Source organism: Qipengyuania citrea, from assembly GCF_009828015.1.
GTDB lineage: Bacteria > Pseudomonadota > Alphaproteobacteria > Sphingomonadales > Sphingomonadaceae > Qipengyuania > Qipengyuania citrea.
In genome coordinates this window covers 473,347-498,581 of record NZ_WTYG01000001.1, presented here as the reverse complement: position 1 = coordinate 498,581, position 25,235 = coordinate 473,347, and the positions used below count along the sequence as shown (strand labels likewise).

The 25,235-nt window shown below is 65.4% G+C and carries 24 protein-coding genes and 1 tRNA gene; 12 read left to right on the top strand and 13 right to left on the bottom strand.

Annotated features, from left to right (window positions below; genetic code table 11):
* Positions 1–19: 19 nt before the first annotated feature.
* The gene (gene aroC, locus GRI55_RS02245) at positions 20–1,087 is read right to left on the bottom strand and encodes a chorismate synthase (RefSeq protein ID WP_160766057.1); all 1,068 of its coding nucleotides are present in this window, start codon (positions 1,085–1,087) and stop codon (positions 20–22) included.
* Between the two features lie 79 nt (positions 1,088–1,166).
* On the opposite strand from aroC, the gene ruvA reads away from it, so the two are divergent.
* Both ruvA and GRI55_RS02235 read left to right on the top strand, forming a co-directional pair.
* Positions 1,167–1,769 (top strand): Holliday junction branch migration protein RuvA, encoded by a 603-nt coding sequence (gene ruvA / locus GRI55_RS02240; protein WP_160766056.1) that lies wholly within the window; start codon positions 1,167–1,169, stop codon positions 1,767–1,769.
* Between the two features lie 2 nt (positions 1,770–1,771).
* A complete protein-coding gene (locus GRI55_RS02235) occupies positions 1,772–2,296 on the top strand; it encodes a DsrE family protein (protein ID WP_156488753.1) in 525 nt (174 codons plus the stop codon).
* 14 nt (positions 2,297–2,310) lie between these two features.
* Here the strand turns inward: GRI55_RS02235 and GRI55_RS02230 are convergent, their stop codons facing one another.
* On the bottom strand, positions 2,311–2,673 hold the full coding sequence (locus GRI55_RS02230) for a GIY-YIG nuclease family protein (protein WP_160766055.1): 363 nt from the start codon (positions 2,671–2,673) through the stop codon (positions 2,311–2,313).
* A 62-nt stretch (positions 2,674–2,735) separates the two neighbouring features.
* Between GRI55_RS02230 and ruvB the strand changes: the two genes are divergently transcribed.
* Positions 2,736–3,761, top strand: coding sequence for a Holliday junction branch migration DNA helicase RuvB (ruvB, locus tag GRI55_RS02225; protein WP_160766054.1), 1,026 nt, complete (start codon positions 2,736–2,738; stop codon positions 3,759–3,761).
* Between the two features lie 142 nt (positions 3,762–3,903).
* Here ruvB and GRI55_RS14830 read toward each other — a convergent pair whose 3' ends face one another.
* From GRI55_RS14830 to GRI55_RS02205, 4 genes are all read right to left on the bottom strand, one after another.
* Positions 3,904–4,902, bottom strand: coding sequence for a hypothetical protein (locus tag GRI55_RS14830; protein WP_202392316.1), 999 nt, complete (start codon positions 4,900–4,902; stop codon positions 3,904–3,906).
* 74 nt (positions 4,903–4,976) lie between these two features.
* Positions 4,977–5,696 (bottom strand): 2OG-Fe(II) oxygenase, encoded by a 720-nt coding sequence (locus tag GRI55_RS02215; protein WP_160766053.1) that lies wholly within the window; start codon positions 5,694–5,696, stop codon positions 4,977–4,979.
* 29 nt (positions 5,697–5,725) lie between these two features.
* Complete coding sequence (acnA, locus tag GRI55_RS02210; RefSeq protein WP_063512958.1) at positions 5,726–8,401, bottom strand: aconitate hydratase AcnA; 2,676 nt, start codon at positions 8,399–8,401, stop codon at positions 5,726–5,728.
* Between the two features lie 202 nt (positions 8,402–8,603).
* On the bottom strand, positions 8,604–9,494 hold the full coding sequence (locus GRI55_RS02205) for a DMT family transporter (RefSeq protein ID WP_307019803.1): 891 nt from the start codon (positions 9,492–9,494) through the stop codon (positions 8,604–8,606).
* Positions 9,495–9,636: 142 nt separating this feature from the next.
* Between GRI55_RS02205 and GRI55_RS02200 the strand changes: the two genes are divergently transcribed.
* Positions 9,637–11,064, top strand: coding sequence for a L,D-transpeptidase family protein (locus GRI55_RS02200; RefSeq protein ID WP_160766052.1), 1,428 nt, complete (start codon positions 9,637–9,639; stop codon positions 11,062–11,064).
* A 21-nt stretch (positions 11,065–11,085) separates the two neighbouring features.
* On the opposite strand, the gene GRI55_RS02195 is transcribed toward GRI55_RS02200, so the two are convergent.
* From GRI55_RS02195 to GRI55_RS02180, 4 genes are all read right to left on the bottom strand, one after another.
* Positions 11,086–11,793: a murein L,D-transpeptidase catalytic domain-containing protein gene (locus GRI55_RS02195; RefSeq protein ID WP_160766051.1), complete on the bottom strand. Its 708-nt coding sequence runs from the start codon at positions 11,791–11,793 to the stop codon at positions 11,086–11,088.
* A 61-nt stretch (positions 11,794–11,854) separates the two neighbouring features.
* Complete coding sequence (locus GRI55_RS02190; RefSeq protein ID WP_160766050.1) at positions 11,855–12,391, bottom strand: retropepsin-like aspartic protease family protein; 537 nt, start codon at positions 12,389–12,391, stop codon at positions 11,855–11,857.
* Between the two features lie 43 nt (positions 12,392–12,434).
* The gene (gene ispG, locus GRI55_RS02185) at positions 12,435–13,583 is read right to left on the bottom strand and encodes a flavodoxin-dependent (E)-4-hydroxy-3-methylbut-2-enyl-diphosphate synthase (protein WP_050599451.1); all 1,149 of its coding nucleotides are present in this window, start codon (positions 13,581–13,583) and stop codon (positions 12,435–12,437) included.
* A gap of 167 nt (positions 13,584–13,750) precedes the next feature.
* Positions 13,751–14,992, bottom strand: a complete 1,242-nt coding sequence (locus GRI55_RS02180; RefSeq protein ID WP_307019800.1) for a mechanosensitive ion channel — start codon at positions 14,990–14,992, stop codon at positions 13,751–13,753.
* A gap of 109 nt (positions 14,993–15,101) precedes the next feature.
* On the opposite strand from GRI55_RS02180, the gene GRI55_RS02175 reads away from it, so the two are divergent.
* Positions 15,102–16,199 carry an isoaspartyl peptidase/L-asparaginase family protein gene (locus tag GRI55_RS02175; RefSeq protein WP_160766048.1) on the top strand — a complete coding sequence of 366 codons (1,098 nt, stop codon included), beginning with the start codon at positions 15,102–15,104 and terminating at the stop codon, positions 16,197–16,199.
* A 42-nt stretch (positions 16,200–16,241) separates the two neighbouring features.
* Here GRI55_RS02175 and GRI55_RS02170 read toward each other — a convergent pair whose 3' ends face one another.
* Positions 16,242–17,135 carry a prephenate dehydratase gene (locus GRI55_RS02170; RefSeq protein WP_050599449.1) on the bottom strand — a complete coding sequence of 298 codons (894 nt, stop codon included), beginning with the start codon at positions 17,133–17,135 and terminating at the stop codon, positions 16,242–16,244.
* A gap of 135 nt (positions 17,136–17,270) precedes the next feature.
* Between GRI55_RS02170 and GRI55_RS02165 the strand changes: the two genes are divergently transcribed.
* A complete protein-coding gene (locus tag GRI55_RS02165; protein WP_050599448.1) occupies positions 17,271–17,972 on the top strand; it encodes a c-type cytochrome in 702 nt (233 codons plus the stop codon).
* Positions 17,973–18,035: 63 nt separating this feature from the next.
* On the opposite strand, the gene GRI55_RS02160 is transcribed toward GRI55_RS02165, so the two are convergent.
* Both GRI55_RS02160 and GRI55_RS02155 read right to left on the bottom strand, forming a co-directional pair.
* Positions 18,036–18,695: an RlmE family RNA methyltransferase gene (locus tag GRI55_RS02160; RefSeq protein ID WP_050599447.1), complete on the bottom strand. Its 660-nt coding sequence runs from the start codon at positions 18,693–18,695 to the stop codon at positions 18,036–18,038.
* A gap of 69 nt (positions 18,696–18,764) precedes the next feature.
* A complete protein-coding gene (locus tag GRI55_RS02155; protein ID WP_160766047.1) occupies positions 18,765–19,979 on the bottom strand; it encodes a Ppx/GppA phosphatase family protein in 1,215 nt (404 codons plus the stop codon).
* Positions 19,980–20,172: 193 nt separating this feature from the next.
* Between GRI55_RS02155 and GRI55_RS02150 the strand changes: the two genes are divergently transcribed.
* From GRI55_RS02150 to GRI55_RS02125, 6 genes are all read left to right on the top strand, one after another.
* Positions 20,173–20,246, top strand: a tRNA-Gln gene (locus GRI55_RS02150).
* Positions 20,247–20,297: 51 nt separating this feature from the next.
* Entirely contained in the window at positions 20,298–21,464 is a 1,167-nt protein-coding gene (locus GRI55_RS02145; RefSeq protein WP_160766046.1) for an acyl-CoA dehydrogenase family protein, read from the top strand.
* A 28-nt stretch (positions 21,465–21,492) separates the two neighbouring features.
* Positions 21,493–22,569, top strand: coding sequence for a CaiB/BaiF CoA transferase family protein (locus tag GRI55_RS02140; protein ID WP_063505329.1), 1,077 nt, complete (start codon positions 21,493–21,495; stop codon positions 22,567–22,569).
* 25 nt (positions 22,570–22,594) lie between these two features.
* Complete coding sequence (locus tag GRI55_RS02135) at positions 22,595–24,013, top strand: aldehyde dehydrogenase family protein (protein ID WP_160766045.1); 1,419 nt, start codon at positions 22,595–22,597, stop codon at positions 24,011–24,013.
* Positions 24,013–24,465 (top strand): MaoC family dehydratase, encoded by a 453-nt coding sequence (locus tag GRI55_RS02130; RefSeq protein ID WP_160766044.1) that lies wholly within the window; start codon positions 24,013–24,015, stop codon positions 24,463–24,465. The genes GRI55_RS02135 and GRI55_RS02130 overlap by 1 nt, the downstream gene beginning before the upstream one ends.
* A 68-nt stretch (positions 24,466–24,533) precedes the next feature.
* Positions 24,534–25,163: an exopolysaccharide biosynthesis protein gene (locus GRI55_RS02125; protein WP_063505326.1), complete on the top strand. Its 630-nt coding sequence runs from the start codon at positions 24,534–24,536 to the stop codon at positions 25,161–25,163.
* The last annotated feature ends 72 nt before the right edge of the window (positions 25,164–25,235 follow it).

Genomic DNA, 25,235 nt, shown 5'->3' with positions numbered 1-25,235 from the left:
ATGCGACGGCCTGCCGTGCCTACCCGCACTGCGCCCGGTGCAGCAGCCTGTGGTCGGCCAGGACGAGCGCCATCATCGCTTCTACCACCAGTGTGCCGCGGATGCCCACGCAGGGGTCGTGCCGGCCCTTCGTGCGGACCTGCGCGGCCTGCCCCTGGCGGTCGATGCTGTCGACCGGGGTCAGGATCGAACTGGTCGGCTTGAACGCCACCCGGCAGACGACCGGCTGGCCGGTCGAGATGCCGCCGGCGATGCCGCCCGCGTGATTGGCCGCGAATTCGGGTCCGTCGTCGCCCGGCGACATCGCATCGGCGTTCTGTTCGCCGGTCAGTCGGGCGGCATCGAAGCCGTCACCGATCTCGACACCCTTGACCGCATTGATGCTCATCATCCCTGCCGCCAGATCGCAGTCGAGCTTGGCATAGATCGGTGCGCCCCATCCCGCAGGCACGCCGGTGGCGACGCATTCGACCACCGCTCCGAGCGAAGAGCCGGCCTTGCGCGCTTCGTCGATCATTGCCTCCCAGCGTTTCGCCGCCGCGGCGTCGGGGCACCAAAAGGGATTGCGCGCAATTTCCTCGGTATCGAAATTCGCCGGATCGATCCTGTCGCCGCCGATCTCGGCGACATAGGCGAGGATCGAAACCTCGGGGATCACCAGCCTCGCCACCGCACCCGCGGCCACGCGCATCGCGGTTTCGCGTGCGCTGCTGCGCCCGCCGCCGCGATAGTCGCGCAGCCCGTATTTGGCATCATAGGCGTAATCGGCATGGCCGGGGCGGTAGGTGTTGGCGATCTCGGAATAATCCTTCGACCGCTGGTCGGTGTTCTCGATCAGCAGCGAAATCGGCGTGCCCGTGGTGGTGCCTTCGAACACGCCTGACAGGATACGTACCGCGTCGGGTTCCTTGCGCTGGGTGGTGAACTTGTTCTGCCCCGGCTTGCGCGCATCGAGGAAGGGCTGGATGTCTTCCTCGGCCAGCGGCAGCCCCGGCGGGCACCCGTCGACTACAGCCCCGATCGCGGGCCCGTGGCTCTCGCCCCAGGTGGTGAAGCGCAGCGTCCGTCCGAAGGTGTTCCAGCTCATGCCACATCTCATGCCCGCAACTGTGGGCGCCTGTCCATTCTCGCTGGACCAAATCCTTCTTGAGGGCCAAGAACAAACCATGATTGCGAAGCTGAAGGGCCTGCTCGAAGAAACCGGCACCGACTGGGCGGTGATCGATGTCGCGGGCGTGGGCTATCTGGTCCATTGTTCGGTGCGCACGCTCAGCCAGCTGGGCGAGCGCGGCGAGGCCTGCACCGTCTATACCGATCTGCAGGTGAGCGAGACCGACATGCGCCTGCTCGGCTTTGCCGATGCGGCGGAGCGCGACTGGTTCCGCCTGCTGACGCAAGTCCAGGGGGTGGGCAGCAAGGTCGCGCTGGCGATCCTCTCGGCGCTGTCGACGGGGGAAGTGCAGACGGCCTGTGCGCAGGGCGATGCCGCAATGATTGCACGCGCCAATGGCGTTGGCCCCAAGCTCGCCGCGCGGATCGTGAACGAACTCAAGGACAAGGCGGGCGCGCTGCCCAGCGTTGCTGCCGGCGTGGGCGCAGCCGCACTGCCAAGGGGCGGGGCCAGCGCCGATGCGGTGAGCGCGCTGGAAAACCTCGGCTTCAAGCCCGCGGTCGCCGCGCGCGCGGTCGCCTCGGCGCAGGGCGAGCTGGGCGAGAGTGCAAGCGAGGGCGAGCTGATCCGCGTCGCCTTGAAGAAAGCAGCGGGATGACGATGACGGCGAAACGCTACACGATACTGGCGGCAGCGGGCGCGCTGTTCGCAAGCGCGGCCAGCGCACAGGACATGAGCGCGTTTCGGACCGGTCCGATCTTCGAGGAGTTCGGCGCCCATGCCCCGGTCGAAGGTATCGACACCTTCGCTCCCGATACCGAATTCGCGATTGCCTTCGACGTCGCCGGACAGGCCGATGCGGGCACGCGCAACCGCGGGTTCGAAAGCGCCGCACGCTTCATCAACATGCACGCCTCGCACGCGGTCGACCCGGCGAACATGCGGATCGCGGTGGTTGTGCACGGCGGCGCGGTCAAGGATTTGCTCGACGCCGAGGACAACCACTCGCGCGCGATGGTCACGCAATTGCTCGATTACGGCGTGCGCTTCATCGTCTGCGGCCAGAGCGCGGCGGCCCATGGCGTGGCCAAGGCGGACTTCATCCCCGGCGTCGAACTCGCGCTGTCCGCCATGACCGCGCATGCGCAATTGCAACAGGCAGGCTACACGGTGAACCCGTTTTGAGGAAAGAGGAAACCTCAAGCCCCCGTCATCCTGAACTCGTTTCGGGATCCATCTTTCGCCCTGCTCGAAGCAAGCGGATCAAACCCAAGGTCGATCGCAAAATCGACCCAATGCGGATTGTCTCGCTCGACCAGATTGATCGTCCATTGACGGTGCCAGCGCTTCAGCTGCTTTTCGCGCAGGATCGCCGCCTCCATGTCGCCGAACATTTCGAAGCGCACGAGGCGATGGACCTTGTACCGTGCGACGAAGCCGCCGGTAACGCCTTCGCGGTGTTGCCAGAGCCGCTTCACAAGGTCGGATGTGACCCCGATATAGAGCGTTCCACGCGGCTTACTCGCGAGGATGTAGACGCAGGGTTCGCGTTCGAACGGCATCCTCCGGTGATTGCCGCGCGTTGGATGCTGAAACAAGTTCAGCATGACGGTATGGGGGCAGTGTGACCGAACCCGTCCCCATCCACTCCCCCGACCGCCAAGCCGAGGATCCCGACGCGGCGCTGCGCCCCAAATCGCTCGCCGAATTCGTCGGGCAGAAGGCGGCGCGCGAGAATTTGCGCGTCTTCGTCGAGGCCGCCAAGGGCCGCGGCGAGGCGATGGACCATGTGCTGTTCTTCGGCCCGCCTGGGCTCGGCAAGACCACGCTGGCGCAGATCGTCGCCAAAGAGCTGGGCGTCGGCTTTCGCGCTACCAGCGGGCCGGTGATCGCCAAGGCGGGCGACCTAGCCGCGCTGCTGACAAATCTCGAGGCCAACGATGTGCTCTTCATAGACGAGATCCACCGGCTCAATCCGGTGGTCGAGGAAGTGCTCTATCCCGCGATGGAAGACCGGGCGCTCGATATCATCATCGGCGAAGGGCCGTCCGCGCGCAGCGTGCGGATCGACCTGCCGCCGTTCACGCTGGTCGGCGCGACCACGCGGCAGGGCTTGCTGACCACGCCGCTGCGCGACCGGTTCGGTATCCCCGTGCGGCTGAACTTCTACACCGAGGACGAGCTGCTCCGCGTGGTCACGCGCGGTGCGGGGCTGCTCGGCATGGGGATCGACGAGGGCGGCGCGCGCGAGATCGCCCGCCGCAGCCGCGGAACACCGCGCGTGGCGGGGCGGCTGATGCGCCGCGTGCGCGATTTCGCCAGCGTGCTGGGCGAAGCGGTGGTGACCAGCCGCGTGGCCGACGACGCGCTCACCCGGCTCGAGGTCGACAGCCTCGGTCTCGATGCGATGGACCGGCGCTATCTCACCATGATCGCCACCACCTACAAGGGCGGGCCGGTCGGGGTGGAAACGCTGGCGGCAGGTCTCAGCGAGCCTCGCGACACGGTCGAGGAGGTGATCGAGCCCTATCTCATCCAGCTCGGCCTGATCGCGCGGACCGCGCGCGGGCGCTGCCTCAACGATGGCGGCTGGAGTCATCTCGGGCTGGCGCCGCCCTCGGGGCCGCAGAGCGACATGTTCGACGAATGAGGTTAGCGCTGCGGTAAGAACCGTGGCACGGAAGGTCCCGAAACGGGACGAAGCTTGCGAAAGCCTCGCAATTCCGCGAAAAATTTACTTTCTGGCGGTAATTGCGATCCTGAATACACGCGATTCGCCGGGGGGTGATTCGTTAAAACAACTCAAGGATCGCCTTAAGGGACGCAAATTGCTTCCCTTTTTCGGTCGCAACAGGAAGTTTTATAATGTCGGTCAAATCAGCTCTCGCTAAACTCTCGGCCACGGCGGCGGGTGGTGCGCTGCTCGCAGGCGGGGCGGTCCACGTCGCCGAGCGCCCGATTACCGACAATCCGCAGTACAAGTCGAAATCGGTCAAGCAGGCCAAATACGTCAAGCAGGCGACCCCGCGCGCTGTGCCGCGGCCGACCGTACCGCGTGCCCGCACGATCCCGCGGCAGGTCGAATGCGTTCCCGCCGATTCGGCGGCTGCAGCGAACAATCCGAACAACATCTGCCCGCCGGTGTATCGCCAGGCGATGGCACCCGTCCCCGTTCCGCCGCTGCCCGCATCGGCACCTGTCGGCGGGGGCGGCGCATCGCGGTCGATTGCCGGCGGAAGCGGCGGCGGCGGCTTTGGTGGTGGTTTCGGCGGCGGCTTCTTCGGCGGCTTCTTCTCCGGATCGAGCGGCGGCGGCAGCGTGATCGTCAATTCGACCACCACCAGCGGCGGCGAGCCTCCGGTGGTGAATGTCGACGTGTCGACGACCAGTTCGACCGGTGGATCCTCGACTTCGACCTCGACCGGCGGCACCTCCACCTCGACCGGTGAAGTCTCGACGACGACGAGTTCCAGTTCGAGCACGGGCGAAGTCTCCACTTCCACCGGTTCGGTCAGCACCTCGACGGGTTCGGTCAGCACCTCGACGGGCGAAGTCTCCACCTCGACGGGTTCGGTCAGCACCTCCACTGGCGAAGTTTCGACCTCGAGCGGCAACGTCACCACCAGCACCAGTTCGTCGTCCTCGACGAGCACGTCGAGCTCGACCTCCACGTCGTCCTCAACTTCAACATCAAGCTCGACCTCGTCCTCGTCCTCGACCAGCTCGTCGACCTCGGGCAGCAGCAGCGGCACCGATGTGCCCGCCCCGCCGATGATGGCGCTGTTCGGCATGGCCGCGGCCGCAATTCTCGGGCGGCGCAAGTTCCGGATCAAGCGGGCGGCCTGAGCGCCGATAGGGGCAGCGGTCAGTCGCGCCCGCGCAGGCTCCATTCGCCCTTCCGGTACCACTGGGTAACGACGTATTTAACGCCTGCTTCGACCGGCAGCGCGGCATGCAGTGTCGCGCGGTTGGGGCGGCCCTTGCGATCCATATTGTCCCACACAACCAGCATCCCCGGTTCGGGCGCAATGGTCAGGTCCAGCGCGGGAAACGCGGTCGCACCGCCGGCCTCAGGTGTGTTAAGATAGACCATCGCGGTCCAGCTTCGCTGGCCACCGCGATGTCGTTCGGTCTGCCAGTGCGGGCGATCAAGCAGGAAATGGTCGCGGTGGTGCCGGTATTCCTCGCCCCGGCGATAGCGTTGCCCCTGCAGCGGTTCGGCATGGGGTAGCCCTATCCCCGTAACCGCGGCAATCCGCTCCGCCAGCGCACGCGTCTCGGGCATTTCCTTGGCGAAGAAATGCGTCGAACTCGTCCGTCCGCGCGGTGAAGCCTTGTCGGTAAACAGTATGGAGGGCTGAATACGGCTGTCGATGATCGCGATCAGCCGGCGGCACTCCGCTTCGTCGAGAAAACCGCGCAGGAGGAACAGGTCGGCCTTTTTGCCGCCATGCGGTTCGATGCGGGGATCGGCCCGCAGCTTCCGGCGGACGCGGTCGCCGATCCCGCGCAGAACGGCGGGATCGGCTTCAGGTTCGGTTGGGGTTCGCCCCAGAAACCGCGACAGGCGACCGACGAGCGTCATCGGCGCCTACCGCTTCCGGTCGGACGGAATCAGGCGGCCGCGAGCTTGCGCAGAACGTAGTGGAGGATGCCGCCGTTGCGGTAATATTCCATCTCGTTCGCAGTATCGATGCGGCACAGCGCGGTGAAGCTGAAGGTCGAACCGTCCTCGCGGGTCACCTCGACTTCGACGTCCTGGCTCGGGCTGAGATCGGCGAGGCCCTTGATCGTGAAGCTGTCGCTTCCCGTCAGGCCGAGGCTGTTGCGCGTATCGCCATCCTTGAACTGCAGCGGCAGCACGCCCATGCCGATCAGGTTCGAGCGGTGGATACGCTCGTAGCTTTCGACGATCACGGCCTTGACGCCAAGCAGGATGGTGCCCTTTGCGGCCCAGTCACGGCTTGAACCCGTGCCATATTCCTTGCCGGCAACGACCACCAGCGGGGTGCCGTCTTCCTTGTGCTTCATTGCCGCATCGTAGATCGGCATCTGTTCGCCATTGTAGGTCGTCACGCCGCCTTCGACGCCGGGGACCATCTCGTTCTTGATGCGGATGTTGGCGAAGGTGCCGCGCATCATCACGTCGTGGTTGCCGCGGCGCGAGCCGTAGGAGTTGAAGTCCTGCTTGGCGACCTGGTGGCTCTGCAGATAGGAACCCGCAGGGCTGTCTTCCTTGATCGAACCGGCGGGCGAGATGTGGTCGGTGGTGACCGAATCGCCGAGGATCGCCAGCGGCTTTGCGTCGGTGATGTCGGTCACCGGGGCGGGAGTCATTTCCATGCCTTCGAAGAAGGGCGGGCTGGCGACATAGGTGCTGGTCGGGTTCCAGCGATAGGTGTCGCTGGCCTCGACCTTGATCCCCTGCCAGTGCTCATCGCCCTTGTAGACGTCGGCGTAGCGGGTTTCGAACATCTGGCGGTCGATATTGGCCGCGCGGTGCTGGGCGATTTCCTCGTTGGTCGGCCAGACATCGGCAAGCATCACGTCATTGCCCTGCTGGTCCTGGCCGAGCGGGGTTTCGGTGATGTCCTTCGTGACCGTGCCAAGGATGGAGTAGGCCACCACGAGCGGCGGGCTGGCGAGGAAGTTGGCGCGCACATCGGGCGATACGCGGCCTTCAAAATTGCGGTTGCCCGACAGCACCGAGGCAGCGACGATGTCATTGCCGTTGATGGCCTTGGAAATCGGCGGCGCAAGCGGGCCCGAGTTGCCGATGCAGGTGGTGCAGCCATAGCCGACGAGATCGAAGCCCATGGCGTTGAGATCGTCCTGGAGGCCCGACTTGACGAGATAGTCGGTAACGACCTGGCTGCCGGGAGCGAGGCTGGTCTTGACCCACGGTTTGGGCTTGAGACCCTTTTCATGCGCCTTCTTGGCGACCAGGCCGGCAGCGATCAGCACATCGGGGTTCGACGTGTTGGTGCAGCTGGTGATGGCGGCAATCACGACGTCGCCGTCGCCGACATCGTGATGCGTGTCTTCGACGTCGACGCGCAGCGGCTTGTCCTTGCCGTAGATCGACTTGAGGTCGGTGTTGAACAGCTCGTCGACCTCGGGCAGCGCGACGCGGTCCTGCGGACGCTTGGGACCGGCGAGGCTCGGGACGACCTTCGACAGGTCGAGCTCGAGCGTCTTGGTGAAGACGGGCTCGGCCTCGGGGGTGAACCACATGCCCTGTTCTTTCGAATAGGCTTCGACCAGCGCGATGGTTTCTTCGTCGCGGCCGGTGAGGCGCATGTATTCGAGCGTCTTGTCGTCGATGCCGAAGAAGCCGCAGGTTGCGCCGTATTCGGGCGCCATGTTGGCAATGGTCGCACGGTCGGCGAGGGTCAGCCCCGCAACGCCTTCGCCGTAGAATTCGACGAACCGGCCAACCACGCCGACTTCGCGCAGCATCTGCACGCAGGTCAACACGAGGTCGGTGGCGGTCACGCCTTCGGCCATCGCGCCGGTCAGCTTGAATCCGACCACTTCGGGGATCAGCATCGAGATTGGCTGGCCGAGCATTGCGGCTTCGGCCTCGATCCCGCCGACACCCCAGCCAAGCACGCCGAGGCCGTTGATCATGGTGGTGTGGCTGTCGGTGCCGACGCAGGTGTCGGGATAGGCGACCGCTTCGCCTTCGGGGTCATTGGTCGACCACACGCCCTTGCCGATATATTCCAGGTTCACCTGGTGGCAGATGCCGGTGCCCGGAGGCACGGCGGAGAAGTTCTCGAAACTCTTCGAACCCCATTTGAGGAAGTCGTAACGCTCCGCATTGCGGGCATATTCGAGCTCGACGTTCTTTTCGAAAGCCTTGGGGTGGCCGAATTCATCAACCATGACCGAGTGGTCGATCACGAGGTTCACGGGAACCTGCGGGTTGATCTTGGCGGTATCGCCGCCGAGCTTGCTGATCGCATCGCGCATGGCAGCAAGATCGACCACGCAGGGCACGCCGGTGAAATCCTGCAGGAGCACGCGCGCCGGGCGGTACTGGATTTCCTTGCCCGTGGCCGGGTTCTTCTGCCAGTCGACGATCGCCTGGGCATCGTCGGTGCTGACGGTGAAACCACCGTCTTCGAAACGCAGCATGTTCTCCAGCAGCACCTTGAGGCTGAAAGGCAGCTTCGAAACATCGCCCAGCTTTTCCGCCGCCTTGGCGAAGGAGTAATAGGCGTAGTCCTTGCCGTTCACTGTCAGAGTGGAGCGGGTTCCGAGCGTGTCCTTGCCGACCTGGGTCATGCGCGCGTTGATCCTTTCGTTTGTAAGCCGTTACCCGACCAATGGGCGGGGCAGCAGAATGTGCCGCGCCCCTGCGCCGGAACGGGGAAAAAATCAAGGGTGCGGCATTGCGGCAAGCGTCGATCGGCGGCGCGGGCTTCGCCTGCCGCTACGGTTTCGTGCATCCGCGCCAGCCTGCATGCCTGGCGGTTCGACAGATCGTTCAGATCGTATCGGGCGGCTGGGCCGGGCGCCTGCCGCGCGCCGCCAGCCAGCACGCGCCCACGATGATCGCGGTGCCCGCCAGGGTCGGCAGGGTCAGCCGTTCGGCGAAGAACAGCCAGCCGAACACCGAAGCCCACAGGAAGCCCGAATATTCGAGCGGGACCAGCACCTGCGCCTCGGCGCGGGCGTAGGCCCAGGCAAAAGCCATCGCCCCGATAACCGTGAGCACCGCCGCCGCGGCGAGGTCGCGCAGCGTGTCGCTGTCCGGCATCTCGAACAGGAAGGGGGCTGCCATGCCGAGCAGCAGCACCGACACGCCCGAATGGAAGGTCGCGATCTCGGCCGGGCCGGCAACCTGCGATTGCCGCCGGATCAGGATGAAGCTGTAGGCGTAGAGCATGGCGGAGGTCAGGATCGCGGCCAGCCCGAGCGCGGTATCGCGGTCGAATTCGGCCTGGCCCACCTTGCCACCGATGATCACCAGCGTGCCGGCGAAACCCAGCAGCGAAGCGGCGATCGCCTCGCGGCGAATGATCTCGCCTAGCATCAGCCGCGCGAGATAGAGCGCGATCAGCGGCGCGACGAAACTGATGGCGATGGCTTCGGCCAGCGGCAGCTTGGTGATCGCATAGAAGAAGGTCAGTGCCATGAAAGTCGCCACGACCGAGCGTTGCAGATGCAGCGTGAGCACTGCTCGCTGCGGCCAGCGCCCGCCGCGCGCCAGCCACAGCGGCAGAGCGATTGCCGTGGCGATCAGCGAGCGCAGCCAGGCCGCGCTTAGCGCGCCCACGGCCAGCGCCGCGCTTTTCATGTAAGCGTCCATCAAGGCCAGGCTGGCGACGGCCAGCGCTGCCATCAGCATGGGCAAGAGGGCGTGATCGGTGCGCACTGCCAATTCCTATCCGGGGGGAAGCGAGCCGTCACGGACAATTCAGCCTCGTGAAAGCCGGGATATTGGATTAGCTTGGGGCATTGGGCAATTATCAAGCCACACGCGCCGCATCGGTGCGTGGGCGCATCTGGTAGGACATATGACACGTTTTCGTCTGATTATCGGTTCCGCAATGGGCGCCGCGCTGTGCGCGACCTCGGTCTTCGCGCAGGACAGTGCGCCTGAAGACCTGCTGCCGCCCGAACCGGCCCGGGTTACCGAGCCACTGCCCGATTATACCCGTGACGCGCCTCAACCCGCCGCGCAGCCCAGCGTAGAGGAAAGTTTCGACGATATCCGCATGTCGTCGGGCGAAGTGGTCCAGCAATTGCCCGTGCTCGAACGCGAGTGGACGCTCGCGCAGGCGGAGAAGCTGCTCGCCTTCATTCCCACGGTGGCCGACGAAGGGCTGGTCCCCGGTGACTACCGCGCCGAAGCGCTGGCCGCCGCAATCGCGCAGGGCCGGGGCCCGGCGCTCGACGCTGTGGCGAGCGAGATCTTCATCTGGCTGGTCGAGGATCTGCGCGATGGGCGCACGCCGATGGATGCACGGCGCCAGTGGTTCGTGGTCGATCCCGACCCCGACGTCCTGCCGTCGCACCGCCTGCTGGAGACAGCCGTCGAGACGGGCGACATCGCCGGAACGCTGCGCGCGCTCAATCCGGTTTCGCCCGATTACGCGCGTTTGAAGGAAGAGCTCGCCCGCACGAGCGACCCCGCCAAGCGCAAGCTGATCCGCGCCAATATGGACCGGTGGCGCTGGCTCGCCCGGGATCTCGGCAAGCAATATCTGCTTGCCAATGTGCCCGAATACCAGCTGCGGCTGACGGTCAACGACAAGATCATCAAGCACTACCGCGTGGTGGTGGGCAAGCCCGGCCGCACCGCGACGCCGCAGCTTTCCGAAATGGTCGAGGCGGTGATCTTCAACCCGACCTGGACCGTGCCGCAATCGATCGTGAAGGGCGAAGGGCTGGGCGCGAAAGTGCTCAACAATCCCGGCTGGGCGCGTGCCAACAACTACACGGCGACCAAGGGCGCCAACGGCTGGATCACCGTGGTCCAGCAGCCCGGGCCGGGCAATTCGCTCGGCCTGATGAAGCTCGACATGCCCAACCCGCACGCGATCTTCTTCCACGACACGCCCGCGAAGTCGCTGTTCGCGCGTGACGTCCGCGCGCTCAGCCATGGGTGCATTCGCGTCCAGGGTGCCCGCGAACTGGCGATGACGATGGCCATGCTCGGCAATGCGGAGAGCCGCGAGGATCTGCCTGCGATCCAGCAGGAGGTTTCCGAAATCACCGCGTCGGGCAAGTACACGCGCTACCCGATGGAAAAGCAGTGGCCCGCCTACATCACCTATTTCACCTACGGTGTGGATGTGAACGGCGAGCTGCGCCAGTTCGACGACATCTATGGCCGCGACGCTCCCGTACTGGCCGCGCTCGATGCGCCGCGCCAAGACGACCGGGCCCGCGAGACGAGCGAGGAAGCGGTCGAGATCGTCGACGATCTGCAGACGAGCTGAGGTCGCCCGACCGGGCGTCCGTCAGTAAGCGCTCGGGCTGGTGCGGCTGAACGTCGTTCCGTCCGGACGGCGCAGCAGGTCGTATTGGGCGATCGGCGGGCTGACGGCGCTGCCGTCCTGCGCGATCCCGTAGCTGCCCGAAACCAGCAGGCGCCCGCCCGACAGGTCGATCAGCGCGCGGTCGAATTGTTCGGGCCCCATGGCGAAGCAGCCGTTCGAGCGGCCGAGCCGGCCCCAGCGATCGACATGTCCGGGCGTGGCATAGCTCGCCGGGTGCATCACGATGGCGCGGGGCAGGGCGTTGGAATTGGTCGAATCGAGCCCGTCGAGTCGCAGCGAAGTGCCATAGCGCCCGACATACCAGCTGCGGGTCATGAAGGCCCCGCGGCTGGACGCTTCGCTCCCCTCGATATTCGAATAGCGCTTGAGCCAGCCATCGTGTTCGCCGTCCGAACCCGTACCATGGCTGACGTGATAGCTGGTTACCCGTTCGTTCTCGAGATCGACGAAGTGAAACCGCTTTTGCGAAGAATGCAGGCCGAAATCGGCAATGCCGACAATGTCTTTGCGCCAGATGCTGGTACCCGCCCGGGCCAGTTCGTCGCGCGCGATCACCATCAGCTTCGCTTCGCGGGCGGCGGTGGGATTGACCTGCGCGAACAGGCGGGCGGGCAGGGCGGCGGCAGCGGTCGCTGCCAATGAGCCCTTGATAAGATCGCGGCGATTCATGCGCGGGAACCTAACAGTGCGGTGCGGCAGGCGACAACGGGATTGCGGCGGACCGCGCGGTTCATTCGCCCAACACCATCCGGTCCTGCTCGATCCGGACCGGTTGCACCGAGGCAAGAAAGCTCTGGCCGAGCAGCGATACGCCGAGTCCTTCCGGCACGATGATCGCGCGAACGTTGCGCGCTTCGTGACCGCCAAGCGTAACCCGGTCGAGTGTGATGGCCATTCCCGCCACGGGACCGGAAGCGCCCTGCGCTATCGGCCGGATATCGGCGGCGGACCACATCAACCCTGCTGCGCGCGCATCGGCACCGGTCAGCGCCACCACGCTGGCCCCGGTGTCCACCAGCATGTCGATCTGTGCGCCGTTGACCTGCGTTTCGGCATAGAAATGCCCGTCGGCAGCGCGGGGAAGTTCGGTGGTCCCGGCGACCCATGCCGCGTAGCTGTCGCTGGATCCACCGGAGGTCTCTGCCTCCGCCGGCTGCGGGGCATGCAGTCCGTCATCACCGGTTGCTGGCTCGGGCGCGTCGCCGGGCACCAGCGTTGCGCCGAGGAAGGCTGCCACGGCTATGGCAAGGAGAACCGCGATGCGCATCGCGGCACCGTGCGCCGCTTTGGCTTAAAACGGCGTAAAGGCGCTATTCGGCGGCCTGCGCAGGAGCGGCATGCGGATCGAAGGCCACTGCCTCGCCCGCTTCGATCTGGGCGGCCTTGGCTTCGACCAGCGCAACGATATGGTCGAGCATGTCGCCGCTCTGCACGTGGTGATCGGTCACCCCCGACAGATAGACCATGTGCTTGCCATTGCCGCCGCCGGTGATGCCGATGTCGGTCTCGCGCGCCTCGCCAGGGCCATTGACCACGCAGCCGAGCACCGAGAGGCTCATCGGGGTCTTGATGTGCTCGAGCCGTTTCTCGAGCGTTTCGACCGTGCGAATGACGTCGAAACCCTGGCGCGAACAACTCGGGCACGACACGACGCGGACACCGCGGGTGCGCAGGCCGAGCGCCTTGAGCATCTCGTAACCGACCTTCACTTCCTGTTCGGGCTCGGCCGACAGCGACACGCGAATGGTGTCGCCGATACCGGCCCACAACAGGCTGCCCATGCCGATCGAGCTCTTGACCGTACCGCCGATCAATCCGCCCGCTTCGGTGATGCCCAGATGCAGTGGGCAGTCCACCGCGTCGGCGAGGCCGTGATAGGCCGCGACGGCAAGGAACACGTCGCTCGCCTTCACTGCCACCTTGTATTCGTGAAAGTCGTGGTCCTGCAGCAGCTTGATATGGTCGAGCGCGCTCTCGATCAGCGCCTCGGGGCAGGGCTCGCCGTATTTTTCGAGCAGATCCTTCTCGAGACTGCCCGCATTGACCCCGATCCGGATCGCGCAGCCGTTCGCCTTGGCGGCACGGACCACTTCGGCCACGCGCTGGCTGCTGCCGATGTTGCCTGGGTTGATGCGCAGGCAGGCCGCGCCCTTGTCCGCCGCTTCGAGTGCGCGTTTGTAATGGAAGTGGATGTCCGCGACGATCGGGACATTCGCTGCCTTGGTGATACGGTCGAAATGTGCGGTCGCCTCGGCGGTGGGGCACGACACGCGAATGATGTCCGCGCCCGCATCTTCGCAGCGACGGATCTGGTCGATCGTCGCACCGACATCCTCGGTCGGCGTGTTGGTCATGGTCTGGACGGTTATCGGCGCATCGCCGCCGACGGGGACGTTGCCGACCATGATCTGGCGGGACGGGCGGCGCTCGATCGTGCGCCAGGGACGGATGGAAGACATGCCCGGCGATATAGAGCCCTTGGGATGAAGGGGCAATGACGCGCTGCGGCAGGCGGCATCCGCTTTCTCTACGAGCGGACGGGAGCCTGCAAGCCGGATCGCCCACGAAAAAGGCGCGGGGAGGATGCCCCCCGCGCCCCTTCCGGCGAATTCGCCTGCTGCGGGGCCTAGGCGCCCGGCGGCAGCGGGTCGGTCGATTTGGCGGCAGCGCCGCGCTTGGGCTTCGGCGTGGGCGCTGCGGTCCCGCCGAGATCGCTGTCCATCTGTTCGAGCTTGCGTGCCGCCCAGTCGCGGCCGCCGAGACCGAAGGCAAGCGCGCCCGCCACCGCGACGCCGGCGATCAGGATCGTCAGCGCATTGGCCGGGATCATCCCGCCGATACCGGTGAACTGCAGGCCCATGAACACGAACAGGATGATCGTCGCCCAGCGCACGATGGTGCTCGCGGTCGACCCGCCCGCATCGCCTGCGATCAGCCGCGCGAGCAGGTTGGCGATCAGGAAACCAAAGGCGATCACCACCGCGCCGAAGATCACCCGGCCGCCCAGTTCGAGCAATTGGTCGAGGATCGCGGTCAGTTCGGGAAACCCGAGCAGCCTCGTCGCGGCAATCGCGAAGAACAGGATGATGGCCACCTGCGCGACGCGGGCGATGATGCCCGACACGGTCGTGCCTTCGGTGACCAGCCCGCTTTCGGCCATGGCGCGATCGACGCCCAAGCCGGGCAGGATTTCCTTGACGATCTGCACCACGAAGCGGCTGATGAGATAGCCGATCCCCAGCAGCACGGCCGCGGCAATGATGTTCGGGATCGCGGCAAAGATCATCCGCAGCATTTCGCTGGCCGGTGCGCTGATCGAATCGATGCCCAGCTGTTCGAGCGCGGCGATCGCCACCGGGATCGCGATCAGAACGTAGACGATGGTGCCGATGGTCCGGCTGATGGTGCTGTTCCCGGTGACGCTGTCGACCCCGCCGCGATTGGCCCATTTATCCAGATCGACCGTCTGCAGCGTGGTGACGACAAGGTCGCGCACGATCCGTGCCACCATCATGCCAATGAAGAAGATCAGTCCCGCCCACAGCAGATTGGGCAGGAATGCGACGACGTTTTCGAGCAGGCTGTCGATCGGCCCGGCGACCCCGCCGAGTTCGAGAATGTTGAGAATGATCAGCAGGCCGAACAGCCAGATCAGCAAGCTGACGATCTTGCCCAGCGATTCGCCCAGCGATTGCCCGCTGCCGGTACCCCGCTTGAAGAAGTCGACGGCATCGACGAGTTTGGCGAAGGCCCATTTGGCAGCGCGCGCGATGAGCCATGTCAGGATCAGCGCGACGATTGCCAGAAGGATCTTTTCCCCCAGCTCCATCGCCACCTGTTCGTTGAAACGATAACGGTCGAAAATCACGAAACCTCTCCCCATTGGTTTACGTTACGGAAGGGCTACCATGCATGGCGCGAATCCACAAAATGCTTTCCCGGGTGAAGTGGATAAGCAGCCGTGCTACCGCTCTGGCATGAGAGGATTTTTCGTCCCCATCGCCGCCGCGTCGGTTGCGCTTCTCGCGCTGTTCGCGGCCCCAGCAACCGCTCAGGACACGCCCGGCTGGTCGATCGCCATCCATGGCGGCGCGGGTACGATCGCGCGCGAGAACATGACGCCCGAACAGGATGCCGCCTATCGCGCCGCGCTGCAGCGCGCGCTCGATGCAGGTGCGGCAGTGCTGCGCGACGGGGGCAGCGCGATGGATGCGATCCAGGCGGCGATCGAACCGATGGAAGACGACGCGCTGTTCAATGCCGGGCGGGGTGCCGTGCTGACCTGGGACGGCGATATCGAACTCGACGCATCGATCATGGACGGGCGGACGCGCGATGCAGGTGCGGTGGCCGGCGTGACCGGTATCCGCCATCCGATCGATCTGGCGCGCAAGGTCATGACCGACAGTCCGCATGTGATGCTGGCCGGCACCGGGGCTGAAGCTTTTGCCGCCAGCCACCAGCTTGAAACGATGCCGCCCGAATGGTTCGAAACCACGCGCCGCAGGGAAGCGCTGGAGCGGATGAAGGCCGAACAGCTCAGCGCGCTCGATGTCGACATCAAGTTCGGCACGGTCGGTGCGGTCGCGCTCGACGCCGATGGGAACATGGCGGCGGGCACGTCGACCGGCGGGATGACGGGCAAGCGCTGGGGCCGGATCGGCGATGCGCCGATCATCGGTGCCGGCACCTATGCCGACAATCGCAGCTGCGCGGTTTCCGCCACCGGGTGGGGAGAATTCTTTATCCGGGTCGGTGTCGCGCAGGAAATCTGCACCCGGCTGCGCTATCGCTTCCGTGCGGAGATCGACGCTGCCCAGGCGCGCGTACCGCTCGATGAGGAAGGCATTCCGACCTATCTCGTCCATGCCAGCGAATTCGGTCTAGAAGCAGCGCAGGCGCAGGAAGAGATCGATGCGGTCATCGCGGATGTCGGCAGTCTCGGCGGCGATGGCGGGGTGATCGTCGTCACGCGCGAAGGCCATCCATTGTTCAGCATGAACACCTCCGGCATGTACCGCGGGCGTGCAACCAGTGCTGGGATGAACGAAGTCGCGATCTACGACGACGAATAGGCGAGCGCCCCCGGCCGGCGGCGTTGCGCGGTCCCGATCCGGTCAGCCGCGGCGGCGGGCTTGCGCGTAGCTGCCGAGCAGCCGTACGCCATTGGTCTGGAAGGCCAGCTCCTCCAGCGCCAGGTCCACGCGGGCATCCCCCGGCGCGCCCTCGATATCGGCGAAGAACTGCGTTGCCGCGAAGCTTGCCCCCTTCTGGTAGCTTTCCAGCTTGGTCATGTTCACGCCATTGGTCGCGAAGCAGCCCAGCGCCTTGTACAGCGCGGCGGGAATGTTCTTCACTTCGAAGATGAAGGTGGTCATAGCCCGCGACCCTTCGAGCAGCGCAGGGTCGAGCGGGTCTTTCGCCAGCACCACGAAGCGGGTGGTGTTGTCGGGCGCGTCCTCCACCTCGCGTTCGATGATCTCGAGCCCGTAGAGATCCGCGGCCAGCGCCGGCGCGATGGCGGCGATGTCGGGCTTGCCGCTTTCCGCGACGAAGGCGGCGGCGCCTGCGGTATCGGCATGGCTCAGCCCCACGATCCCGCGCTCACCCAGAAAGCGGTGCGACTGGCCGAGCGCCTGCGGATGGCTGTAGGCGGCTTCGAACGGGCCCGGCCCCAAGGCCATCAGGCAATGCGTGATGCGCATGAAATGCTCGGCCACGATCGACAGCCCGCTGGCCGGAAGCAGGAAATGGATGTCGGCCACGCGGCCGTGCTGGCTGTTCTCGATCGGGATCATTGCACAGCCCGCCGCGCCGCTTTCGACCGCGGCCAGCGCATCTTCGAAACTGAAACACGGCAGCGGCAGCGCTTCGGGCGCGAACTGCATCGCCGCCTGGTGCGAATTGGATCCGGGGGCGCCGCCGAACGCGATCGCCCGCGCCGGGTCGGCGGCCGCGGCCGCGCGCATCGAATCGACAAGGGCGAGGGCAGGTTTGGCGAACTGGCGCATGGTCTGCGGGCGTTACGGTCGCGTTCGCGCGGCATCAAGCGCTATTGCGGCCTGCACCCTTGCGAAAGGCGGCGCTGCGCACTAGAGCGGCGCGCAACCATCTGACCAACCGATTTTCGCCGGGTATTTTACGTAATGGACGATCGTTTCAACACCGCTGCTGGCTGGGTCCTTGGCGCTGCTATCGTGGCGCTGGGCGCCTCCATCGTTTCGGGCATGTATTTCCATGCCGATAGCGCCGAGCATCCCGAAGAAGCTGGTTATTTCATCGAGGGCGCAGCCGAGGAAGGCGGCGCCGACGAGGGTCCGGATCTCGGCACGCTGCTGGCCAGCGCCGATGCCGCGGCCGGCGAAAAGGTCTTCGCCAAGTGCACCGCGTGCCACACGATCGATCAGGGCGGGGCCAATGGCATCGGTCCGAATCTCTATGGCGTGATGGGCGCGTCGATCGGCGCGCATGCCGCGGGCTTCGCCTACAGCTCGGCCCTGTCCGAGAAGGGCGGCGACTGGACCTGGGAAGCGATGGACGAATGGCTGACCAGCCCGCGCGCTTTTGCCAGCGGCACCAAGATGAGCTTTGCCGGTCTCAGCAAGCCTGAAGACCGCGCCAATGTGATGGAATTCATGTCGACCTATGGCGGGGCCCCGGCCAAGCCCGAACCGGCTCCGGCTGAAACCGAAGAAGTCAGCGAAGACTTCCCCGGCGACGGCCTCGGCCCGGTCGAGGGTGCCGAAGCCGGCGCTGCGGAATCGGCCGCTGGCATGAGCGCCGACCAGCCGGTCGCTGCTGCAAATGCCGCCACCAACACCGATGGCGCGACCAAGGTCGACGAATAAGCGGTCCGGCAGGCTGACTGCTTCAGGAAAGCCCCGCTTCGGCGGGGCTTTTTTGTGGGACGATCAGCCCTTGAAGCCCTGCGCGATCACGTACCACTCGCTTGAATCCTTGCGGCTCGCGGGCGGCTTGGCATGTTTCACGGTGCGGAAATGCTGCTTGAGCAGCGTGAGCAGGTCGGTGTCGGTACCCCCCGCCAGGACCTTGGCGAGATAGGTGCCCCCCGGCGCGAGGTTTTCAATGGCGAACCAGGCGCCTGCTTCCACTAGACCCATCGTGCGCAGATGGTCGGTCTGCTTGTGACCGACCGTATTGGCGGCCATGTCGCTGAGCACCAGTTCGGCCTTGCCGCCCAGCGCTTCCTCGAGCGCCCGCGGCGCGTCGTCGGCCATGAAATCCATTTGCAGGATCGTGACGCCTTCGATCGGTTCGACCTCGAGCAGGTCGATTCCCACGACATGCGCCCTGGGCTTGCGCTTGCGCACTACCTGGCTCCACCCGCCTGGCGCTATGCCGAGGTCGACGACCCGGGTGACGCCGTTGAGCAGGCTGAATTTCTCGTCCAGCTCGATCAGCTTGTAGGCGGCGCGGCTGCGGTATCCATCGGCCTTGGCCTGCTTCACATAGGGATCGTTGAGCTGGCGCTGCAGCCAGCGGGTCGAACTGGCCGTCCGCTTCTTCGACGTGCGCACGCGCGTATCGCGATCCTTGCCCGAACGTGACATTATTTATTCCTCATTGCGTTCGGTGCCGGAATGACGGGGCCGGGGCCTCGTTCGCACGCGTGGATCTGGTCAGACATCCTGTTCTCGCATGCGCTGGAGCGCCGCGCGGCTGCGTTCGCCTTCGGCATCCGCAGCGATCAGGCTGCGCAGTATGCCTTCGCGGATTCCGCGATCGGCCACACCCAGCTGTTCCGCGGGCCAGATGTCGAGAATCGATTCGAGGATCGCGCAGCCGGCAATCACCAGGTTGGCGCGGTCGTCACCGATGCACGGCAGGCACTTGCGATCGCCGGCGGACATCCGCGACAGGCGGGTGGAGATGTCGCGCATGGCCTGCGATGGCACGATCAGCCCGTCGACCGCGCGCCGGTCGTATTGCGGCAGTTCGAGATGCAGGCTGGCCAGCGTGGTTACGGTGCCGCTGGTGCCCAGCAGGCGGATCGGTTCGCGCGACTGCGTGTGCTTGCGGATCCGCTCGGCGAATTCGGCAAAGCTCGCGCTCACGGTTTGTCGCATGGCCGCGTAACGTTCGAGCCGGCTGGCCTCGCTGGCGTCCGAACCCTGCACCGTATCGGTCAGCGACACGACGCCCCACGGCACGCTGAGCCAGTCGACGATCCGCGGGACCTTGTCGCCCGGCTGGACCAGGACCAGTTCGGTCGATCCGCCACCGATGTCGAAGATGATCGCCGGCCCGTCGCCCTCTTCGAGCAGAATATGGCAGCCCAGCACCGCCAGCCGCGCTTCCTCCTGCGCGGAAATGATGTCGAGCATGATCCCCGTCTCGCGGCGGACGCGCTCGATAAAGGCCGGGCCGTTGCAGGCGCGGCGGCACGCTTCGGTAGCGACAGATCGCGCCAGCCGGACGTTGCGCCGCCGCAGTTTCTCGGCGCAGACATGCAGCGCTGCCAGTGTGCGTTCCATGGATTCGTCGGACAGGCGCCCGCTTGCCGCCAGCCCTTCGCCAAGGCGGACCACGCGGCTGAATGCGTCGATGACAGTGAAATTCTCGCCCGAGGGGCGGGCAATCAGCAGGCGGCAATTGTTGGTGCCGAGATCGAGTGCGGCATAGGCCTGCCGGTGCGGCTGCGGGCTATGCGTCGCGGAAACCGCTGGCGCGCGCGCCGCGAAGCCTGCGTCGCGACGGGGCGGATTGCGCCGGTCGCTGCGCTTGCCATCGGGCCTGGAGGGGCGTTTGTAGCGGAAATCGGCTACCTTGCCGGACTTGCCGCCCCGTTTCTTCCCAGGCCCCCTTTTGGTGTCCGGCGGAGGATGATCCGCCATAACTGGAGCTTTCTTTTGTTCTTCCTCCCGCGCAAACCGTTGTGCACGGGGACTTGGCGCCAACGCTAGCCGCGTTGCGCAGACGGGGCAAGTGGCGCTGCCAGCTGCGGGGTTGACCTTGCCTCCACACGAAACTAGATGCGCGGCCTCTCTTCCGGCGCAGCCCGCGATTCTCGCCTGCCCGGACAGCTGATGCCCCGTCGTCTAATGGTAAGACTGCGGACTCTGACTCCGTCAATTGAGGTTCGAATCCTCACGGGGCATCCATTCTCCCAACACCCGTTGCCAAAGCGCGCGATGCGCGGCAAATAGGTTGCAATGGGAGACGGACATTTGAGCGAGACCTTTCCGGAAATCCGCGAAGCGGTGCGGCGTTTGTGCGCGCGCTTCCCCGGCGAATACTGGCGCGAACTCGATCGCGAGCGCGCCTATCCGAGCGAATTCGTCGCCGCTTTGACCGAGGCTGGCTTCCTCTCGGTCCTCATCCCTGAAGAATATGACGGCTCGGGCCTGGGGCTGGAGGCGGCCTGCGCCGTGCTCGAGGAAATTCACCGGTCGGGTTCCAACGGCGGTGCCTGCCATGCGCAGATGTACACCATGGGCACGCTGCTGAAGCACGGATCGGACCAGCAGAAGCGCGAATACCTGCCCAAGATCGCCAGCGGCGAACTGCGATTGCAGGCCTTTGGCGTGACCGAACCCGGTGCGGGCACTGATACGACGCGGATCAGCACCTTCGCGCGCCGCGACGGCGACGATTACGTGGTCAACGGTCAGAAGATCTGGATCAGCCGCGCCGAACATTCGGACCTGATGGTGCTGTTGTGCCGCACGACTCCGCGCGAGGAATGCGCCAAGCCCTCCGACGGGATGAGCGTGCTGCTGGTCGACATGCGCGAGGCGGTAGGCAACGGGCTGACCATCCGGCCGGTGCGCACCATGCTCAACCATGCGACCACCGAACTGTTCTTCGATGACTTGCGCGTGCCCGCCAGCGCGCTGATCGGCGAGGAGGGCAAGGGGTTCCGCTACATCCTTTCGGGGATGAATGCCGAGCGCATCCTGATCGCCAGCGAATGCATCGGCGACGGACGTTTCTTCATCGACCGCGCTGCCGCCTATGCCGCCGAGCGCAATGTCTTCGGGCGCGCCATCGGCGAGAACCAGGGCGTGCAGTTCCCCATCGCGCGCGCCTATGTCCAGTTGTCGGCCGCGGCCGAAATGGTGACCAAGGCAGCGCGCATGTTCGATGATGGCGAGACTGCCGGGACCGAAGCGAACATGGCCAAGATGCTGGCCAGCGAAGCCAGCTGGGCGGCCGCCGACATGTGCATCCAGACGCACGGCGGATTCGGTTTTGCCGAGGAATACGACATCGAGCGCAAGTTCCGCGAAACCCGGCTCTATCAGGTCGCGCCGATCAGCACGAACCTGATCCTGAGCCATGTCGCCACGCATGTCCTCGACCTGCCCAAGAGCTTCTAGAACATATAAATTTTCCGAGGAGAGAGAAATGTCGAACGGTCCGCTGACCGGCCTCAGGGTCGTCGAATTCCAGGGCATCGGCCCGGGCCCGCATGTCTGCATGATGCTGGCCGATATGGGCGCGGAAGTCGTGCGCATCGAACGCGCCGGTCACCAGCCGATGAACCCGGTGGTCGAACGCGCCCGGCACCGCGCGGAAGTCGATCTCAAGAGCGCCGAAGGCCAGGCATTCGTCAAGCAGGCGCTGGCGCATGCCGACGTGCTGGTCGAAGGCTTTCGTCCGGGCGTGATGGAGCGGCTGGGGCTGGGCCCGCAGGAATTGCTCGAGGCCAATCCGCGGCTGGTCTATGCGCGAATGACAGGTTGGGGACAGGACGGCCCGCTGGCGCAGGCGGCCGGCCACGATCTCAACTACATCGCCATCACCGGCGCGCTCGACGCGATCGGCAAGCGCGGCGAACTGCCCGTGCCGCCGCAGAACCTCGTCGGCGATTTCGGCGGCGGATCGATGTATTGCGCGATGGGCATCCTCGCGGCGCTGTTCGAACGCGAACGCAGCGGCAAGGGGCAGGTAGTCGATGCCGCGATCGTCGACGGCGTGACCAGCCTGATGAGCTTCTTCTACGGCCAGCCGCACAGCGCGCTGCGCACGGTGGATCGCGGCGCCGGCCTGCTTGGCGGGGCGGCGCATTTCTATCGCTGCTATACCTGCAAGGATGGCAGGGAAATCAGCGTCGGCGCGATCGAACCGCAATTCTACGCCGAATTGCTCCAGCGCGCCGATGCGCCCGAGCATTTGCGCGAGGCGCAGATGAACCCGGCCAATTGGGACAGCTATGCCGAGGATCTGGCCGCGCTATTCGTGACGAAGACGCAGGACGAATGGTGCGAATTGCTCGAAGGCACCGACGCCTGTTTCTCGCCGGTCGTTCCGCTCGATCACGCCAAGGACCATCCGCATATGAAGGCGCGCGGGGCTTTCGTCGAACACGGCGGGCGCTGGCACACCGCCCCCGCACCGCGGTTCGACCGCACGCCCAACACGATCCGCGACAGCGCCAGCGACGGCGAAGAGGTGGTGGCGCGCTGGCGTCAGGAAAGCTAGAGGCGCGCGCAAAGGAGAGTTTCCGATGCGCGATTGCACCCAGTTCTACATCGACGGCCAATGGGTCGACCCGGTCGAGGAAAACACCGTTGCGGTGGAGAACCCCGCCACCGAGCAGACCATCGGCCATATCAGCTTCGGCACCGCGGCCGATGTCGACAAGGCCGTGGTCGCCGCGCGCCGTGCCTTCGAGAGCTTCAGCCAGACCAGCAAGGAAGAACGGCTGACCCTGCTGCGCGCGATCCAGGCGGAGATCGAGACCCGCAAGGAAGAGCTCGCAACTGCGGTCAGCGACGAATTGGGCGCGCCGCTGAGCCTCGCCAACGGGCCGCATGTCGGCCTGCTTGCGGGCCATTGCCAGAAGGCCATAGAAGTGCTCGAGGGCTTCGCATTCGAACGGCTCGACGGTCCCACTTTGCATGTTTGGGAGCCGGTCGGCGTGGTCGGCATGATCACCCCGTGGAACTGGCCGCTCAACCAGATCGCCTGCAAGGTCTTCCCCGCGCTGGCGACGGGCAATACCATGGTGCTCAAGCCCAGCGAGATCGCGCCCTTCAACGCCTGTATCTTTGCCGAGATCATGCATGCGGCGGGTGTCCCCGCGGGCGTGTTCAACCTGCTCAATGGCGACGGGCCGGGCGTCGGCGAAGCGATAAGCGGCCATCCCGATATCGACATGGTCAGCTTCACCGGTTCGACCCGCGCGGGCATAGCGATCGCCAAGAATGCCGCCGATACCGTCAAGCGCATGGCGCAGGAACTGGGCGGCAAGAGCCCCAATATCGTGCTCGACGATTCCGCATTCACCAAGTCGGTTGCCAAGGGCACGGTCGCGATGATGGGCAATTCGGGTCAGACCTGCACCGCGCCCAGCCGCATGCTGGTGCCGCACGCGCGGATGGCGGAGGCCAAGGCCGCAGCGAAAGAAGCTGCCGAAGGCGTCATTCCCGGCGATCCGAAGGGCAATGCGGCGATCGGCCCGGTCGTCAGCCGCGCGCAGTGGGACAAGATCCAGGGCCTGATCGAGAAGGGCGTCGAGGAAGGCGCGACGCTGGTTGCGGGCGGCCCCGGCAAACCCGAGGGGCTGGAGACCGGTCACTACGTCAAGCCCACCGTCTTTGCCGACGTCACCAACGACATGACCATCGCGCGCGAGGAAATCTTCGGCCCGGTGCTGTGTATCCTCGGCTATGAGGATTACGACGACGCCATCCGCATCGCCAATGACACCGAATACGGCCTTGCCAGCGCGATCACGGGCGAGGACATCGAACTCGCCCGCAGCCTTGCCAAGCGCATTCGCGCGGGCCGCGTGGCGATCAATGGCGGCTACGATCTCGGCGCTGCCTTCGGTGGCTACAAGAAGTCGGGCAATGGCCGCGAATGGGGCGAATGGGGCTTCCACGACTTCCTCGAGGTCAAAGCCGTCATGGGGCACGGCTGATGGCGGGGAAGTATTTCGACGAATGGCAGGTCGGCGATACGCTGACGCACGACATCCGCCGGACGGTGACCGAGACCGACAATCTGCTGTTCACCACCATGACGCACAATCCGCAGCCGCTCCATCTCGACGCGGAAGCGGCCAAGGCGAGCGAGTTCGGGCAGATCCTCGTCAACGGGACCTTCACCTTCTCGCTGATGGTGGGGCTCAGTGTCGGTGACACCACGCTGGGTACCCTTGTGGCCAACCTCGGTTACGACAAGCTGGTCATGCCCAAGCCCGTCTTCATCGGCGATACGCTGCATGCCACCAGCGAGGTAATCGGCCTGCGCGAGAGCAAGTCGCGCCCCGATGCAGGGATCGTCACCTTCTTCCACGAAGCGGTGAACCAGCGCGGCGAAGTGGTGTGCCGCTGCGAACGCTCGGCGCTGCTCAAGAAGAAGGCGGGGTGACCGGCGCGGGAGCAGTATCCCGCGCCGCGTAACCTTTCGGCTCCCCGTGCGTTTGGCCGCCAAGGGAGATGTCTGCAGTGTCACATGAACCCCACAGCATGGGCGATGTCCTCGGCGAACTCGACGAGCTTGCGGCCAATCACGACGAAGTGCGTGTCGCCGATGTGCTCGACGATTTCGGCGCACGCAGCTTCGGCCCGTTTATCATGATCCCCGCCGTGCTCGAAATCACGCCGGTCGGCGGCATCCCGGGCGTCCCCACCGTGCTCGCGCTGTTCATCGCGCTGATCGCGGTCCAGCTGCTCATCGGCCGCGACCATGTCTGGATGCCGCAATTCGTCCAGCGGCGTGCGGTCGGTTCGAAAAAGCTGCACAAGGCGGTGGGCAAGCTCAAGGGAATGGCGAATTTCCTCGACCGGCACAGCAAGGGCCGGCTCGAAGGGCTGACCAAGGGCACTGCGATCAAGCTGGTCGCTGCGGTCATCATTGCCCTGTGCTGCACGGTTCCGCCGCTCGAATTCCTGCCTTTCGCCAGTACCATCCCGATGCTGGCGATCGCTGTCCTGGGGCTGGCGCTGACGGTTCGCGACGGCGCCTTGCTGCTCGGATCACTGCTGTTCGCCGGTCTGGCGACGGCGCTCGGCCTTGCGACCTACTTCGGCTCGTCGGGCGAAGGCAGCGCGATCCCCTTCCTCTAGCGCATCGCAAATCCCCTGAGGCCTTGACCCCGCCCGGCATGTCGCAGACATTCGGTTGCAATTGGCAATCGG